Origin of the sequence: Desulfosediminicola sp. (genome assembly GCF_048381775.1) — a bacterium.
GTDB classification, from domain to species: domain Bacteria; phylum Desulfobacterota; class Desulfobulbia; order Desulfobulbales; family Desulfocapsaceae; genus Desulfopila; species Desulfopila ganghwensis.
This window is the reverse complement of the sequence record NZ_JBLXGE010000011.1, coordinates 116,130-131,589: the sequence shown is the minus strand read 5'-3', so window position 1 is coordinate 131,589 and position 15,460 is coordinate 116,130. Positions and strand designations below refer to the sequence as shown.

Here is a 15,460-nt window from a genome sequence, read left to right as displayed (position 1 = left end):
CATATAATGAGCAGCTAGTTTCTTTACATAAAACTTCTGTTCTCCTTTTTGACCTTATTGTGCAATTCCACCTGCCATATTAAATCGCAGCCATTTTTTTTATTGATTCCGAGACTCCATTCGAGATTTGAGTCGAGGAAACTTCTCGATCTCGGTGTGCGGTATGAACATAGCCGCAACATAGTTATTCATGTACGACGGGGTTTCAGACAGCTCGAAATTTGTCATTCTCCCGGTTACTTCCACTACATCCCTGCGAATAGCGTTGGTCAATGCGCTCATACGGGCTCCAAGCAAGGAGCCATTGCCTATATACGTTACTCTTTCAGGATCAATCTCCGGCAACAAACCGAGGGTCATTGCTTTTTCAAGATCTATATAACTGCCGAAGCCACCCGCCAGGATGATTTGTTCGATAGAGTCCATGGTCAGGCCAACTTCTTCGAGCAATGTCATGCAACCACTGTAAATAGCTCCCTTGGCGCGGATCAGATTCTCCAGATCAACCTCGGTGAGAACGATGTCGCGATCAATCTGAGTTTCTTCCTGCCAGGCTACAACATATTCCCAGATGTTCTCGCGACAGCGGATACGATCGGTATTCAGTTCACGATTAAACTTACCGTTGTTGTTAATCACACCGAGTTCGAACATCACCGCAGCCATGGTGAGCAATCCTGAGCCACAAATGCCTTTTGGGCGTTCATCGCCTATGGTCAGTATCATCGGTTCATAGGTGACCGGGTCAATCAGGAAGTCTTCAATGGCGCCTTTTGCGGCACGCATGCCGAATTCAATCCCACCCCCCTCAAAGGCCGGGCCGGCCGAACATGCTGTACAGGCCAGCCAGTCTTTATTGCCTATAACCAGTTCTGCATTGGTGCCGATATCGAGAAACAGGGTCAACTCTTCACTGCGATACATGCCTGTTCCCATGATGCCGGCAACAATATCACCGCCTACGTAACTGGAAACTTGGGGAAAAACGAGAGCAATTGCCTGATCACTCAGATCGATACCTATCGAAACCGCATCAAACGGCGGGTACAGAGTAGAAGCCGGCACGTAAGGTGCCCTGCGCAGATGCCTTGGATCAATCTCAAGCAGCAACTGGGTCATGGTGGTATTGCCGGCTATAGTAATGGTGGAGATATTCTCTTTTTCCACCCCGGCCTCTCGTACCACTGACCTGATGACCGTGTTGATGGTCTCCACCACTACTTTCTGCAAGGTCTGCAGACCGCCATCTTTTTCTGCGTACATGATCCTGCTTATGACATCCTCGCCATAGCTGATCTGACCGTTGAATTCACCTTTTTCAGCCAGACACTCACCAGTTTTTAAATCGATCAACTGGCAATATACTGTCGTGGTACCGATATCCAGCGCAATGGCAAAACTTTGAGACGATGTATCCCCAGCCTGCACGTTGGTTATCAGCGTTTTGCCATCCTCACGTACCGGCTTGATCATGGTGGCAGTTACCCGGAAATCATTTTCCCTCATAACAGCTGGCAATTTGCGGATAACGGGCAGGGTTAATTCCAACTTGTGGTAGTCCGCCTTAGTCTTTAACTCCTCAACGAGCCTCGAAACATCAGGCATATTGTTCTGGGCATCGGGTGGCGGAATTTCAAGATATTCCTTAACCACCGGTGCCACGAACAGTCCTTGCTCCTTCAGAGTATCAAAATCCAATTCCTGGATTGTTGCTGTACGTCGGGGAGTTACCTGATTATTCAGGGCACTGGCATCGATTGACGATTCTACAGGGATACGAACCGTCACATCACCTTCGATATGCGCAAGGCAAGCCAGCCTGTATCCTCGCTCAAGATCCTCAGCCGCGAGTCGCTCGGAGATCCCCCCAGCTACGCTGCCCTCTTCGATGAGTACCCTGCATTTGCCGCAAACCCCGCCGCCGCCGCATGAAGCGTTTACGTGCACTCCTGCCTGCAATGCAGCTCTAATAAGACTTTCACCAGCAACAACATCAATCTCTCTGCCATGGGGCAGGAAAAGGACTCTATTCGTTTCAACTTTGGATTCTTTTAGCAAAACTTCACAATCCTTTTAAAACCATTAAACAGACAGACCTCTGCATTATCAATGCAGACACGTCTGCAATAAATAACCTAAGCCGTTTAAACAGTTACCCAACCTCGGGCCGCTGTTGTCTCGGGCAAACCACAATCCATTATATAGATAAGAGAAACTAAGGCCTGATCGCCGGGACAATGTCCGGGCTACGGCATAGAGTAAAAAACAGTATTGATAGAAAACAGTATCTTTCCGGCTTGAAAGGACATCCGGGGAGAAAAGACAAAGAAATGCAGTTTCTTCACGTAAACGACATGAAGAGAGGGTCATACTCGACAAACTCAATGGGTAACAATAAATTCCCACTGAAAATTCACCTTGAGCAAATGTTTAGCATCGACACGCAGAACGGCAGTCCTTAAAAACCACCCCTCCGCACTCAATTTAACTCCGCATGGTTTAACTCGTAATTTGAGAAAAATCAACATTTAGCGCGAATAGTTTTAACATAAAAATGTTGTTTCTCAAGCGCATCAAATCCACTTTAATATTGCATAAATTCTACTGATAACAACCTGCACTCCAGGGCACACCTAGCACGCTCACACCCTCAATTGTGCAAATTGTTCATCTTCAACCGCAGCGATCATACTTTCTTTGTTTGTCAGGCAGTATTCACAGCCATTATCTTGCGGTATATGCCTGACCTCATTTAGTAATAGTCAGAAATCTGAATCTCAACCGCAGTAACCCCGTAGATATCTGCCAGAGAGTTTTCCATTCGCTTTCTTACTGTCTCTCGTTGGCCCTGGGGAATTTTAACCTGCACGCGAACATGCCCTGCCTCAACTGCAACTGCAGCCTGGGGGTAATCGAACAGGGCAGCCTTAACCTCTGATTTCAGGGCCAGTTCATGAATATATCGTGTAGATTCCTCAGTCGCCTGATAGCAGTCAAATTGTGCAGTTCGTGCAACGAGTTCTGCTGCTTCTCCCACACCCATTGTGCTTATATTGAGCACTATGTCGTAGTTCTCTGGCTCTGAGATATCAATACCATACAGCAACATAGCCCATTTTCGCCTCTCTTCGTCATCCTGCATGAGCTGCTGTCGCGCAACATCAGCAGAAATCCCTTTACGACGAACCTCGGCGGCAACCCTGTCTTCGATATCAGCAATGATTCTGACTTTGATGACATGACTGACCCCTTGCACAAAAAATTGCCCGGCCAGACCATGATAAATGTGATTGTCTTTTTGCAGGAATCGCAGGAGCGACGACGCCATATAATTGATGTAGCGGTCCCGGCCAAATGAGAATCGCTCAAGAATATGAGCAGCATGTTTGACATTGGGCATCAACTTGATTTCCGGTATATCAAACACTTCACTGTTCTCCAGCAGGGAATCACGAGAGATACTTTCATATCTGAGTATCTCAGCCACCTTGTGAGCGACTTCCCTGCCGCGATGAAAACTCCCTCTCGAAATACTGATTATCGGCATACGCTTTTCCCTCATGGCAAGTTCATTCGTGTCCTTGTGAGTATTTCGTCACCATCCCTTCAGATGACGTACATCGGGCAGCCTAGCGCAATAACACTGTATTTGCAACTGAATTGTATACTGCTGGCAAGCTGCAAATGGTCACACTTGCGAACATCTTGAAGGGTCTGCCGATTATCAGCGCAAGACTTGAAATATTTCTCGTGAAAGGTACCGGAATTCAGCCAAGAAGTGGCAGGCGTTGAGCAATGGTACGTTGAATCGATATGCTCAAAAGCTTAAATGCATAACGCTAAACCGCTAAAATATTTTTTCTGAAAACAGGGCTGAATGCTTTTTCACTCCTAACTCCTAACTCCTAACTCCTAACCCGTAACTCCTTACGCCCAGATCCTCCCTCCTCCCTCACAAACCTCAACCAGAGAATTTGTGGCAACCAGAATTTCTTTTCTCTTTCCACTCAGCCAATTGCACAGTCTTGATTCTTAATGTATAATGATTCTCAGTTTCAGTTAGTTCTATGATCTCAAATAGGTACAGAAATTCACTATCACAACTGGTTAACAGCTACTTAAAGTCGAGGAGATTATTATGGCTACCACCACAGACAATTTAAATGATGCATTTGCCGGAGAAAGTCAGGCAAACCAGAAATACAGAGCTTTTGCCAAAAAGGCTGACAAAGAGGGCTTTGCCAACATCGCCAAACTGTTCCGGACCACCGCCGAGGCAGAACGCATTCACGCAGAAGGTCATCTGCGCGCTTTGGATAAAATCAAATCCACCGCAGACAACCTCAAAGAGGCAATTGGAGGGGAAACCTACGAATTTGAAAAAATGTATCCGCCCATGCTCGAGCAGGCTGTCAAAGATGGGCACAAAGCGAAGACCATGTTCAAGTTCGCTGTAGATGCCGAAGAAGTACACGCTATGATTTACCAGAAAGCCCTTGAAGCAGTTGAAAAAGGCCAGGATCTGGATATCAGCGACTTTCAGCTCTGCCCTATCTGCGGCTATATCGAGCTGGGGGAAGCCCCTGACAAATGCCCTGTATGTGGCGCACTGAAAAAAGTCTTCCATGATGTGGCTTAGAGCCACGCCCGCTTAACGAGATATTACTCAAGCGTTCATGCCTGTCATGAACGCTTTTTTTTCCCTGTCCCCAGAACACCCAGGCGAGCTGAAACTTCGCAAATCCAGGCACAAGATTCTTTTAAAAACCGTAAAATTACATTGTTTCTCTCAATTCCCTGAACAGTGCTTGTTCTTTTATATTCAATAGACTATGTATGCACCATTGAGATAAAGCATGATGCCCGGCACGTGCCAAGCACCTAACATTCCCTTATTATTGATTAGTTTTGCCCATGTTTACCAATCGTTACCTACCAATTCTCTCTTTGCTTGCCTTAATGCTTATCACCCCGCTTGATGGTTTCAGCACTGAATTCCCGAAAATCGCCAAACTTGAAGACAAGATTTACCGTGGCAAAGAAACGGTCTGGATTGGAGACAAGGAATATGATGTTCCGTACCCGTGGCGAGGAAACAAAATTCCCGCTCCGGCAATACCGCCATCAAACTTCAGCCAAATCCCTGTTGAACACACCAAGGATGGAAGCAGGCTTTACGTAACCAGGCAGACCCACGCCTCATTGCTCAAGCTTTTCGACAAGGCCAGGGAGGACGGTTTTCACTTCAAGGTTGAATCAGGCTATCGCAGCCCCGACTACCAGAGAAGAATCTTCCTGCGTAAATTCAAAGAAGGCCGGGATTTTGACGATGTCATCCGATATGTAGCTCCTCCCGGATACTCGCAACATGCGCTTGGCACATGTGTGGATTTTGCACCTGGCAACTGGCGATTTGGCCAGAGAGAAGAGTACCAGTGGCTAAAAAGGAACGCTTCAGCGTACGGCTTCACTGAGACGTACCCACAAAAGAATAAATACAACTATCCTTGGGAATCGTGGCATTGGAACTATTCTCCGAATGATGACCCGCATATCCAGGATGATATCGACATACAACCCGAAAACAGCAAAGATCAGGAGATTAAAATTCTCGCCGAAAAGGAGCTGGATAACAACCAGATCCCCGCCTCCTGAGACGGTCTGGAGATCGTTGAACTCGACAAGCAACACCGCATGTACAAAAAAAAATCCCTGTTTCAGAGTAAAGATCTGAAACAGGGATTTTTTTATTCTCAAACTTTCATCATCGTTACAGACCCGGAATTCTTCACCTGGTTCACGTAAACGAGCAGAGCGAGACTTCGCAGAAAGAGTTGACTTCGACAGAGGCCAGGCCTGCCCTGGTCACCAGTTCAGGCAGGCTCCGGTTCGATCTGTTGCACGATAAATCATGGTAATCTGATATTACTGCAAAAAGACTGATGAAGATCGTGATGCTCTGACCTGCGATGTGAGCATTGTGGAAGCAGCACATTCGCCGACAACTTGCCGGCGACTTTTATCTGCCTGCTCCATGATAACGATGACACAATGCTCATACAAAATCGGGCGAGTCCGACAGGCTCCTAGAGCAGGGAAGATTTCCTGCGTCTGGAAGGACTCGGAAGCCTTCCTATAAGAATACCAATAAGGAACACACCTGCACCTGCCAGAAACCAATGGATCGCAGCCTCTTTCTTCAATTTTCTATTTTCTTCCTTTACGGAACCCAGCGTTTCCTGCAACTGCCCATTCTCGGTGGTAACCCGTTCCAGATCATTCTTGATCTGGACGACATTGGCGGTATCGTCTTTCAGTATTGTGTAATCACTAAGAATTTTGTCACGCTCGGCAAGCACAACGTCCAGGTCACCCTTGATTCGCGACAGTTCGGATGATGTCTGCTGGGCCTGTTCAGATACTTCTATATTGTTCTGCTCAAGGCGATCGCGCTCCTGCTTCAGGGCGGAAACAACCTCTCCAAGAGGTTTTTCCGCACTCAGATACCTTTTGAGCATCCAACCTTCCTTATCGTCAAAGCGGATGCGGGCATAGCTCCCTGACTCTTCGAGAAAATCAACGCGATCTCCATCCTTGACCATACCGATGATCTTGAATTCATTGCCTTGCCCTCTCCTCACCACCACTTCAGCAGTCGGCTTGACATAACGGGTTTCAATTGACGCAGCTGCAACGGAAGGTGTCAGCGCCTGAAAAGATAAAGAACAAACGAGTGTGGCAAGTGGCACAATATGACGGCCAGCTATTTTCGGTATACATTTCAACTTCATATCTATTTTCTCCAGAGACGAATACAGCGTATCGGGAATAACGCTTAAATTTGCGGTAACTCACTACTTCATGTGATAAATATCCGAGCATTCTTACCGACCACCCTATGAAAGTCAACCCGTCTTTTCATCATGCCCAGCTTCGATTGCATTGCATAACTATGAAGGCCATTACCGAATTACACCTCACTCGCCTAGCAATCACATGGACCTCACCCCAATCACCCTCCACTCCAAATTGTCGGCGACAAATCCGTGTGGCCTGCAATACCAGACTCAATTCAACATATCCCCCCGGCCACTCTGAATTTTAGCGCTTTTTTTCTCACCTGAAATTTGACTCATTATGTCAGGAAAAGCTATTATTGTCCTGTAACCACTTTAAATTCAGCCAAAGACCAACTCACGATATCAGACCAGACGTGTACTATGGAAAACCAGAACGACACCGCCATTACTCCAGGCATGCAAGAGTATATCAACCAGAGTGATCGCATACGGGCTGAACGCACTAATTACATTAACTCCGAGGTGAAAAAATGGCGATTTGACACCATAGCCGTCCATGGTCTCTACTCTGTTCAGGATGCGCTGAACTTTCATCAGGGTGCTATTATCGAACCTGCATTTCTGAGCTCTTCCCAGGCTTATCGTGATTCTGACGAGATGGCCGCCGCTCTGGCCTATAAGATCCCCACCTGGTGTTATTCACGGATCGCCAACCCCTCCACCTATTACTATGAATGGACATTGGCGTTGCTCGAAGGTTATGGATTCAGTGGAGAGACAAGTTGCTGTTCCACCTCCTCAGGTATGTCTGCGATTTTCAGTGCTGTCACCCCGTTTCTAGCGGTCAAGCGGCGGGATGAGCCAATCAACTTTGTAGCTACAGCTCAATGCTATGGTGGCACATTCCAGCAGTTTACAGTGCGTCTCATGAAGGAGCGGCAGATAGAATGTCGCTGGGTTGTCGATGCCACCGATATCGATGAATGGGCCTCGAAAATCGATGGCAACACCAGATTCCTTTACGGTGAACTGCCAAGTAATCCACAGCTCGGTTTTTTTGACATAGCTCAGGTTGCAGACCTGGCCCACTCCCACGAACTACCATTGATCGTGGATTCGACTATCGCGACTCCCGCCCTGCTCCGTCCACTATGCCATGGGGCAGATATCGTGGTGCAATCTGCCACCAAGAGTCTGACCAGTAGCGGTTTCGGTATCTGCGGTGCAGTTATCTCACGCAAGCCCATCACAGCAAACCTTGAGGAGGCCGCTTTACGAGATGATTTCGCCTTCAATATCAAACTCCTTCAGAACAGGGATCTCGGACCGAATCTCCACCCGATGCAGGCAATTCTGACACTCAACGATATACGCACCCTGCGCTCCAAGATGGACCTGATGAGCCGCAATACCATGCAGGTCGCCAAATTCCTGCAGGATCATCCAAAAGTTGAGCGGGTTGAATACCTCGGCCTGAAAAACCACAAGCTGCATGAACTCGCCAGCAAGTATATGTGGCTGGTCGATGCCGAACATGACGAACTTTACCAGAAACCGGTAAACCGTTACGGGCATCTGATGTCATTCTGTGTAGCTGGCGGGATTGAACCTGCGCGCCGCTTTTTCGACAGCCTGCAACGAATCTGGCGGGCAACGGATCTGGGCCGCATAAAATCTGTCGCCACTATCCCGGCGATCTCCACCCATCAGCAGCAAGGTGAAGAGGCCCGTAAAATGGCCCATGTTCCCGGCAACATGGTGCGACTCTGTGTTGGGGCTGAGCATCCTGATGATATTATCGCAGATCTGGATCAGGCCTTACATAAGGCATGACTTTGGTTGCCATAAACGAACTGAGCAAACATACGATGCATGAAATTCTGCCGCATTACCAAGTCCCCACAGGCAATATCAGCAGATGTTTCATGTATCAACTATTACAACCAGTGTCAGAGAAACAACGACGTACACTGACGCACAACATGAGAGGGGTAGAAGATGGAATTACAAGACAACCAGTCTGCACTTATCCTCGATATAGACGAGCTGGGCGAAATCAGCGTCAACGTAGCTTCAATTGATCAGCAGGGTCTGACAGCCCGCATTTGTCACGCCATAGCCATCAAGTTGACCTCTGATGTATCTTTTCAAACCCATATCATGGAGATGCTGGATTCATAACTGCCGTATCACTCGCCCTGCACGCTTAAGCAAACACTAAAGCCTATCTTACATGAGATGCTGGATACTATTTCGCAACTCTGCGAGCCACGAGTATACCTCTCGTCCCGGTTCCGCGCCCTGTCGACACTGCCCGCCACTCCATATCAACTGACACCGGGTCTAAACAACCCCCGCCCCTGCGAACTCATCAATATAACTATTGCTGTATCCCAACTCCCGCAATATCTCCCGGGTGTGCTGGCCAAATGTTGCCGGGCTACTATGGATTTCTGCCGGTGTTTCAGACAATTTCACCGGGCTGGTAAAGGTCTGACAGAGTTTTCCGTTTTGCCCGGGATAGAGGTGAATCATCTGCCTCTCCCTGAAAAATGGTGAATCCACAATCTCGTCAACAGTTGCCACCGCGCTATAGCAAACATCCAGATCAGAGAGCTCTGCATCCCACTCGGCCAAGTTCTTTTGACTAAATGTCTCCCTCAACCAATCAATCAGTTCAAGCCTCCTTGCGTTATCATATTGCAGTTCGGCAAACTCTGGTCTGCCCAAATGCTCACACAGTCTGTGCCAAAATCGATTTTCCACCGCACCTATTGCTACATAGCGGTTATCTTTGGTTTTGTAGGTATTGTAACAAGCGAATTTATGGGAAAGTGTTGTAGCGGAACGTAGCGGTTGCTCCCCTGCTTTCTGCTGGAAAAATCGGGGCAGAGTCAACAGGCCGAGCACACCTTCAGTCATCGAAATATCGATATACTGCCCACGCCCGCTCTGGGTGCGGCTGTAGAGAGCCATGAGAATACCAACCGCTGCCTGCATCGCTCCGCCGAGAATATCAGCAATCTGCACTGCCGGAATGGTCGGCGCCCCACCCTCCTCGCCTATCAAATTAAGCACTCCGGCAGTACTGAGATAATTGACATCGTGACCAACCTGATATCTCTTCGGCCCGGTCTGACCATATCCTGAAATCGAACAATAAATTATTCCTGGATTAATTTGGCAAAGAGCTTCGTACTCGACGCCGAGCCTATCAACAACGCCTGGCCGAAACCCTTCCAGCACCACATCGGCATCTCTCACCAGGCGCGAAAAGATCTCTTTTCCTTTTGGATTCTTCAGATTGAGCGACATATGGCGTTTATTTCGATACAGCTCCTCAAAAAACAAGCCATCATCCTGGAACTTCCTGTTCTCGATGGCAATGACATCTGCTCCGTGATCAGCCAGAATCATCGAGCAATATGGGCCGGGCAGCAAACGGGAAAGATCCAGCACCCGAACCCCGGCAAGCGCTCCTTTATGCGACATATCCCCTCCCTGTGTTGTATGTGCTAAACCACCGGCCCGAATTGCTCAGGAGAAATCCGGGCTGGTTTGCCTTACTGCGCTAATGCCTGGAGTCAACTTAAAACTCTATGCCTTTCTGGGCTGTAATACCTTCCTCAAAAGCATGTTTTAATGGACGAATCTCTGATACAGTGTCAGCTATTGCAATCAAATCTTCATGTGCGTTTCGCCCGGTCATGATCACACTGAGTCGTTCAGGCTTGTGGGCAATAAGCTCCACGATCCGCGACACGTCGAGAAATCCAAAGAGCGGCAGATAGGTGATCTCGTCCAGGATTACCAGGTCATACTCATCGCTGGTGACCTTCTCTTCGGCAAGCGCGAAACCTTCTTCCGCAACCTTTTTATCCTCGTCGATCTTTTCTTTGTTGAATACAAACCCCTTACCACAGATAAACCAATCCAGATTATCAAATTTATCAGCCATCAAACGCTCACCGTAAGCCCCCTGGCCTTTAAGGAACTGGATGACACATACCTTCTGGCCATGCCCGAGGGCGCGAAAGGCTGTACCGAGTGCTGCTGTAGTCTTGCCTTTGCCATCACCGGTATTGAGGATTACCCGACCGGGTTTTGCTTTTTTTGCTGTTTTGCGATCATTACTTCGATGCGCCATGGATTATTCCTCCTGTGGTATTCTCAATCTCAGCTGCACCACCAACCACCATCGACATACTTACATTTTTGAAACATTACATATAAATATAGTTGACATAACTTATAAATATATCTTACAATAGTACCGATGAGCGAGCGCTCGCTCACCTTGCTTTGTTGTACCGTGTCGTTCACAAAAACGCACTTTTTTTTATTATTGGCTCGAAAAGGAAATGTCACCTCCCAGCCTGTCAAAACACTACACGGAAACCTGGTTTCCGTAAAGAATGCATGATGAGGCAATTATATTAACCCCCAGCACAAGGAGGAAGAGAACCAACCGCAAGATACCAGCTAAAAAGACTCAATGTACAGGTAGCGAACAACAACAGAAAACAGCAGCAAAAAGTATATCAGGTTTGTCAATTAACCCACTAGGATGCATCGCAATCCTCAAGGAGGCGAAGATGAACAAAGCGTACAGAAAAGAAGTCCGGTACACGCTAGGTTTTACTGTTTTACTGCTTATGTGCGGCCACCTGGGCCTGCTCTTTGTCGCATTCCCTTCCCTGCAAGATCATATGATCTTCGGCTTTCCCTCGCAATACATCATTCCTGTCATTATGGGCTGGCTTGGCCTGATGGTAGTCGTCACCATACAAACCACGCTGACCAACAGGCTGGATGATGAAATTGAAGAAATGGACGGTGTCGTCGATAAAATATAATCCTTTTACAGGGGAATAGACCATGGAACAAGAATGGGCACTTGCCGACCCCACCATGGGGATCATATTTGTTGCTGCATCTTTTGCCTTTTTCTATTTTGTTGGCTGGTACTCCCAGCGCGCTGCAAAATCCTCGACCGATTACTGGACAGCCGGTCGCTCTATCGGCTCTCTGGCCAACGGCCTCGGCATGGCCTCCAGCTATATGAGTCTTGCCACATTTCTCGGTGTTACCGCACTAATCTTAAAGTTGAAAGTGCCGTTTGTTTATATGTGGATTCAGTTTGCACTTTCCATCCCGCTTATCACTCTCTGGTACGGTACGCCACTGAGACGTATGGGCGCTTTTACCCCTGCCCAGTTCGTTCGTGAGCGCTACGGCCTCAGAACATCGTATATTGTCGCCACATTTATGATTGTGATCATGCTTATGTATGCCCTGGGACAGATGATTGGTGTGGCCAAAGTCTTCGAGATGCTTTTCGGTATTAATTATAATGTTGCCCTTATCTGCGGTGGCGCACTTATTGTCGGGTATGTGACCATCGGTGGCATGTACGGCACATCGTATAATGCGGCCTTTCAAATGGTATTGATGGCTGTGGCCTTTATCATCCCGCTGGGCGCTATCATGAAGGCCATGGGCGGTTCCGGCTGGTACTTCCCGCCGCTGCTTTATGCAGATATGGTTCCGGCCATGCTCGAACGGGTGCCTGATTTCTTTGACATGAAGTACGGCTTTAAATGGTACTTCTCGCTCATCCCCTGCTTCACCATCGGAGCCATGGGCCTGCCCCACCTCGGCATGAGAATATACACCGCCAAAAACCTTAAGAGCGCCCGCGTCGCCATGATCTGGTTCACGTTCTTCTGCGGCATTACCTTCAGCGCTACCTACACCATGGGTTTTTCCGGCGTATTTTTTCAGGCGACCTCTGGTACCCCGATTGCCCCAACCGATCTTGATAAGATCACCCTCATCCTGAACAGTGTTTTCAATCCCCCGTGGGTACTCGCCCTGGTTATTGCCGGTGCTATCGCCGCCGGGCTCTCCACTATCAGCGCTAACCTGATGGCGATCGGAGCTCTTATCGCCCAGGATATTATCAGCACCTTCAAGCCTGATCTTGAAGAAAACAAAACCAAAATCGTCAATTACAGCGCCATGACAGGTGCCGGCCTGATCAGTATCCTGATCGCACTCAATCCTCCAACATTTCTTGTCGTATCTATTCTCTGGGCATTCGGCCTTGCCGGAGTCACCGTGGCACCGCTGGTTATTCTGGGAGTATGGTGGAAACAGGCCAACAGGTATGGTGCAATGGCTGCCGCTCTTTTGGCTGGCGGTACCTATATATTGGTATCTCCATACGTGGCACCGAACCTTACCATCGCCGGGGGCTTGCCAGCCAAGCTTGGCATGTCCGGCGCGCTGCTTTGTGTCCCCCTCAGTTTTTTCATCATGGCAGTGGTTTCGATGATTACCAATCGTATCCCTGCCCTGCTTGATAAACTCCCCCATGAGGCGGATAAGAAGCTGGTCGACGGTATCCACGGCTGGACCGTATACAATGAGCAACGTTATAACTCCACCGCTGCCGGAGTCACCATATCGGCAGTCAGTCTCTTTTTTGTGATCTGGTCCCTCACCCCGGGCGGTTGGTAGGTAATACACCTGATTTTTTTTGAGGAGAGAGAGCCTCAGCGCCTCTGCCCCGGCCCAAACGTCTTGTGGCCGGGGCGAGGGGTGCCCCTATTCAGCTTGTCATAATTACAGATGAACATTCCTCATCATACCTGTCATTCTTTACCATCAGATATTTCAGCGAAATGTGTTTTTCAGGTTTTTGCTGAATACTCATGGGAAATGCTCATTCAACTGACATTATTTTAACCAAAACTCATTCTCATATTCATGAACTACGCAGATTTTTTCAAATATAGCGTCTCCTGTGAACACCGCCTGTTCCTGTTGGCGAGCGAAGGCAAAGCCCATATCTTTTCAATAGTTAACATACTTATACTTGGCACACTCTTCGGCCTTTCAGATCTGGCTGGCAGCTTGAGCCAGGGCTCGCCGGTGCCCCTTGATGGCAAATTCGCATTTATCACACCACTGATATTTTCAATCTCAGGGCTGGTAAATATGATGATCGCGGTACTTGGGCTGACTCTTGTCTATTGGGCAGCAGCAAAAGCCTTCGGCGGTTACGGCAACATGTCCCACGCTTTTTATCTGGTATCCCTGTCCCTCGCCCCCTTTTGGGTACTGGCACCACTGCTGAACTATACCGTTCGCTTTCACCCGGACACTCTTGTCCAGATCCCAATACTGGTCCCGATTCTGCTCAGTGGGATATGGGCATACAGGTTACTCTGTAAAAGTTTGATAGCAGGCCAGGAGATTAGCCCGGTCAAAGCTCACCTTGCCGTAACAGGGATGGTGATCTTCTCGGTGAGCGCTATTTATGTACTGATTCCTTAAATAAAAAATGGCCTGGAACATCCTTTTTGTTCCAGACCATTTCCGTCAGGCCTCATACCGTGAGCATTATAGATTTTTCAGGCGCTGCGTAATTACTTACTTCTGGTCATGGTAATTCATGGCATTCTTGGAGGCCCACTCTTTATCCCTGCCGCCATGACAACTTAAACAACTGTATTCCACCGTCACAAAGCCTTGAGCAAAAGTCGACTTCTTACCGTTGTCTTCTACCTCCTTAAACATATTCGCATCCGCTGCTGTATTGATCTTGAATAAGTGTGTCCTCACATCACCGGTGTAACTGGCAACACTGATAGCAGACTTTGTTGCCTTGGGCATGTGACATTCGACACATCGGGTGCCTTGTTTTCCATGGATCGTCATGGCGTATGACTTGCCAATCTCTTCGTGGCATTCCAGACAATTATCCTTGACTAAAATTGCCCGCTGGTGCGGGTTATGGCAATCAACACAACCCATATCTTTATGCACACCTGCCTTCAACTCGTTAATCTGTTCGTGATGCCTTATAAACCCGCCTTTTGCCGGTGGCTCGGGCCCCATACCTCCCCGCTGGTGGCACTTGCCACAAGCTTCAGACGAGGTATCAATCTTAATCGTTTCCTTACTCGGCTCGCGGACGTGGTTCATCCCAGGGCCATGACACTCTTCACAACCAATACCATCCTCAGACCAGGTGCCAACCATCCCTTCCATATTATCCTGATTGCCCTCCTTAGAATAATTGGTCATATGGCATGGACCACAGGCGTATGGCTTTTTCTCACCCTTGTGATAAAAAGACCAACTGCCGTCTTCGAGGTTATACTGTGTCTTAGCTTCCGAACCGTCTTTTGCGGCGGTTACAATATACCCTTCTTTATCTATGAATCTTGCTTTCTTGATCGCACCGCCGATAACATAGGTAATGTCATCCCAGCTATAGCCTGGCGGCAGAGGAATTTTTGCATACCGCGCTTTGTCAACTTTGCGTAATTTCCATGGATGACCAGTTACCAGCCATTGACTGTAAATTTCCTGGTGACAGCTGAAACACTGATCCGATCCGACATAGTCATTTTCCGCCGATGCCTTTATCACTCCCAAAGGTAGCATCAGTAACGCAAGTACCAATAATTTCATTTTCATGGCTAGCCTCCCTGAAAAGCTTGAAGATTAGTTGGAACACGCTTTACAGTGTGCAAAATGCACAGAATGATGACGCTTTAAAATAATTGTATCACACCGATGCGGAGCGACAAACAGCTACAGGGGAATGGATTTGCAGGAGGAAGACTCTACCCAGATGGAAGCTATCG

At 48.0% G+C, this 15,460-nt stretch carries 13 protein-coding genes; 7 read left to right on the top strand and 6 right to left on the bottom strand.

The window, feature by feature from the left end; genetic code table 11:
• Positions 1-99 precede the first annotated feature (99 nt).
• Together ACN5NT_RS17545 and ACN5NT_RS17540 are read right to left on the bottom strand one after the other, a co-directional pair.
• Positions 100-2,058 (bottom strand): ASKHA domain-containing protein, encoded by a 1,959-nt coding sequence (locus tag ACN5NT_RS17545; protein WP_136799030.1) that lies wholly within the window; start codon positions 2,056-2,058, stop codon positions 100-102.
• A gap of 694 nt (positions 2,059-2,752) precedes the next feature.
• Complete coding sequence (locus tag ACN5NT_RS17540) at positions 2,753-3,547, bottom strand: AAA family ATPase (RefSeq protein WP_136799029.1); 795 nt, start codon at positions 3,545-3,547, stop codon at positions 2,753-2,755.
• A gap of 591 nt (positions 3,548-4,138) precedes the next feature.
• On the opposite strand from ACN5NT_RS17540, the gene ACN5NT_RS17535 reads away from it, so the two are divergent.
• Both ACN5NT_RS17535 and ACN5NT_RS17530 read left to right on the top strand, forming a co-directional pair.
• Positions 4,139-4,639 (top strand): rubrerythrin family protein, encoded by a 501-nt coding sequence (locus ACN5NT_RS17535; protein ID WP_136799028.1) that lies wholly within the window; start codon positions 4,139-4,141, stop codon positions 4,637-4,639.
• A 275-nt stretch (positions 4,640-4,914) separates the two neighbouring features.
• Positions 4,915-5,655 carry a M15 family metallopeptidase gene (locus tag ACN5NT_RS17530; RefSeq protein WP_419176295.1) on the top strand — a complete coding sequence of 247 codons (741 nt, stop codon included), beginning with the start codon at positions 4,915-4,917 and terminating at the stop codon, positions 5,653-5,655.
• A gap of 431 nt (positions 5,656-6,086) precedes the next feature.
• On the opposite strand, the gene ACN5NT_RS17525 is transcribed toward ACN5NT_RS17530, so the two are convergent.
• Positions 6,087-6,791 (bottom strand): TIGR04211 family SH3 domain-containing protein, encoded by a 705-nt coding sequence (locus ACN5NT_RS17525; protein ID WP_136799026.1) that lies wholly within the window; start codon positions 6,789-6,791, stop codon positions 6,087-6,089.
• 429 nt (positions 6,792-7,220) lie between these two features.
• Between ACN5NT_RS17525 and ACN5NT_RS17520 the strand changes: the two genes are divergently transcribed.
• A complete protein-coding gene (locus tag ACN5NT_RS17520; RefSeq protein ID WP_419176294.1) occupies positions 7,221-8,633 on the top strand; it encodes a PLP-dependent transferase in 1,413 nt (470 codons plus the stop codon).
• 165 nt (positions 8,634-8,798) lie between these two features.
• The gene (locus ACN5NT_RS17515; RefSeq protein ID WP_136799024.1) at positions 8,799-8,981 is read left to right on the top strand and encodes a twitching motility protein; all 183 of its coding nucleotides are present in this window, start codon (positions 8,799-8,801) and stop codon (positions 8,979-8,981) included.
• 162 nt (positions 8,982-9,143) lie between these two features.
• On the opposite strand, the gene ACN5NT_RS17510 is transcribed toward ACN5NT_RS17515, so the two are convergent.
• Both ACN5NT_RS17510 and cobO read right to left on the bottom strand, forming a co-directional pair.
• Positions 9,144-10,292 carry a CaiB/BaiF CoA transferase family protein gene (locus ACN5NT_RS17510; RefSeq protein ID WP_419176293.1) on the bottom strand — a complete coding sequence of 383 codons (1,149 nt, stop codon included), beginning with the start codon at positions 10,290-10,292 and terminating at the stop codon, positions 9,144-9,146.
• 97 nt (positions 10,293-10,389) lie between these two features.
• Positions 10,390-10,947: a cob(I)yrinic acid a,c-diamide adenosyltransferase gene (gene cobO / locus ACN5NT_RS17505; RefSeq protein WP_136799022.1), complete on the bottom strand. Its 558-nt coding sequence runs from the start codon at positions 10,945-10,947 to the stop codon at positions 10,390-10,392.
• Between the two features lie 448 nt (positions 10,948-11,395).
• On the opposite strand from cobO, the gene ACN5NT_RS17500 reads away from it, so the two are divergent.
• The 3 genes from ACN5NT_RS17500 to ACN5NT_RS17490 all read left to right on the top strand — a co-directional run bounded on the left by ACN5NT_RS17500 (position 11,396) and on the right by ACN5NT_RS17490 (position 14,141).
• Positions 11,396-11,656: a hypothetical protein gene (locus tag ACN5NT_RS17500; RefSeq protein ID WP_136799021.1), complete on the top strand. Its 261-nt coding sequence runs from the start codon at positions 11,396-11,398 to the stop codon at positions 11,654-11,656.
• Between the two features lie 22 nt (positions 11,657-11,678).
• Positions 11,679-13,322, top strand: coding sequence for a sodium:solute symporter family transporter (locus ACN5NT_RS17495; protein ID WP_136799020.1), 1,644 nt, complete (start codon positions 11,679-11,681; stop codon positions 13,320-13,322).
• 249 nt (positions 13,323-13,571) lie between these two features.
• Entirely contained in the window at positions 13,572-14,141 is a 570-nt protein-coding gene (locus ACN5NT_RS17490) for a YIP1 family protein (RefSeq protein WP_136799019.1), read from the top strand.
• Between the two features lie 96 nt (positions 14,142-14,237).
• Here ACN5NT_RS17490 and ACN5NT_RS17485 read toward each other — a convergent pair whose 3' ends face one another.
• Positions 14,238-15,290, bottom strand: coding sequence for a multiheme c-type cytochrome (locus tag ACN5NT_RS17485; RefSeq protein WP_419176292.1), 1,053 nt, complete (start codon positions 15,288-15,290; stop codon positions 14,238-14,240).
• Between the last annotated feature and the right edge of the window lie 170 nt (positions 15,291-15,460).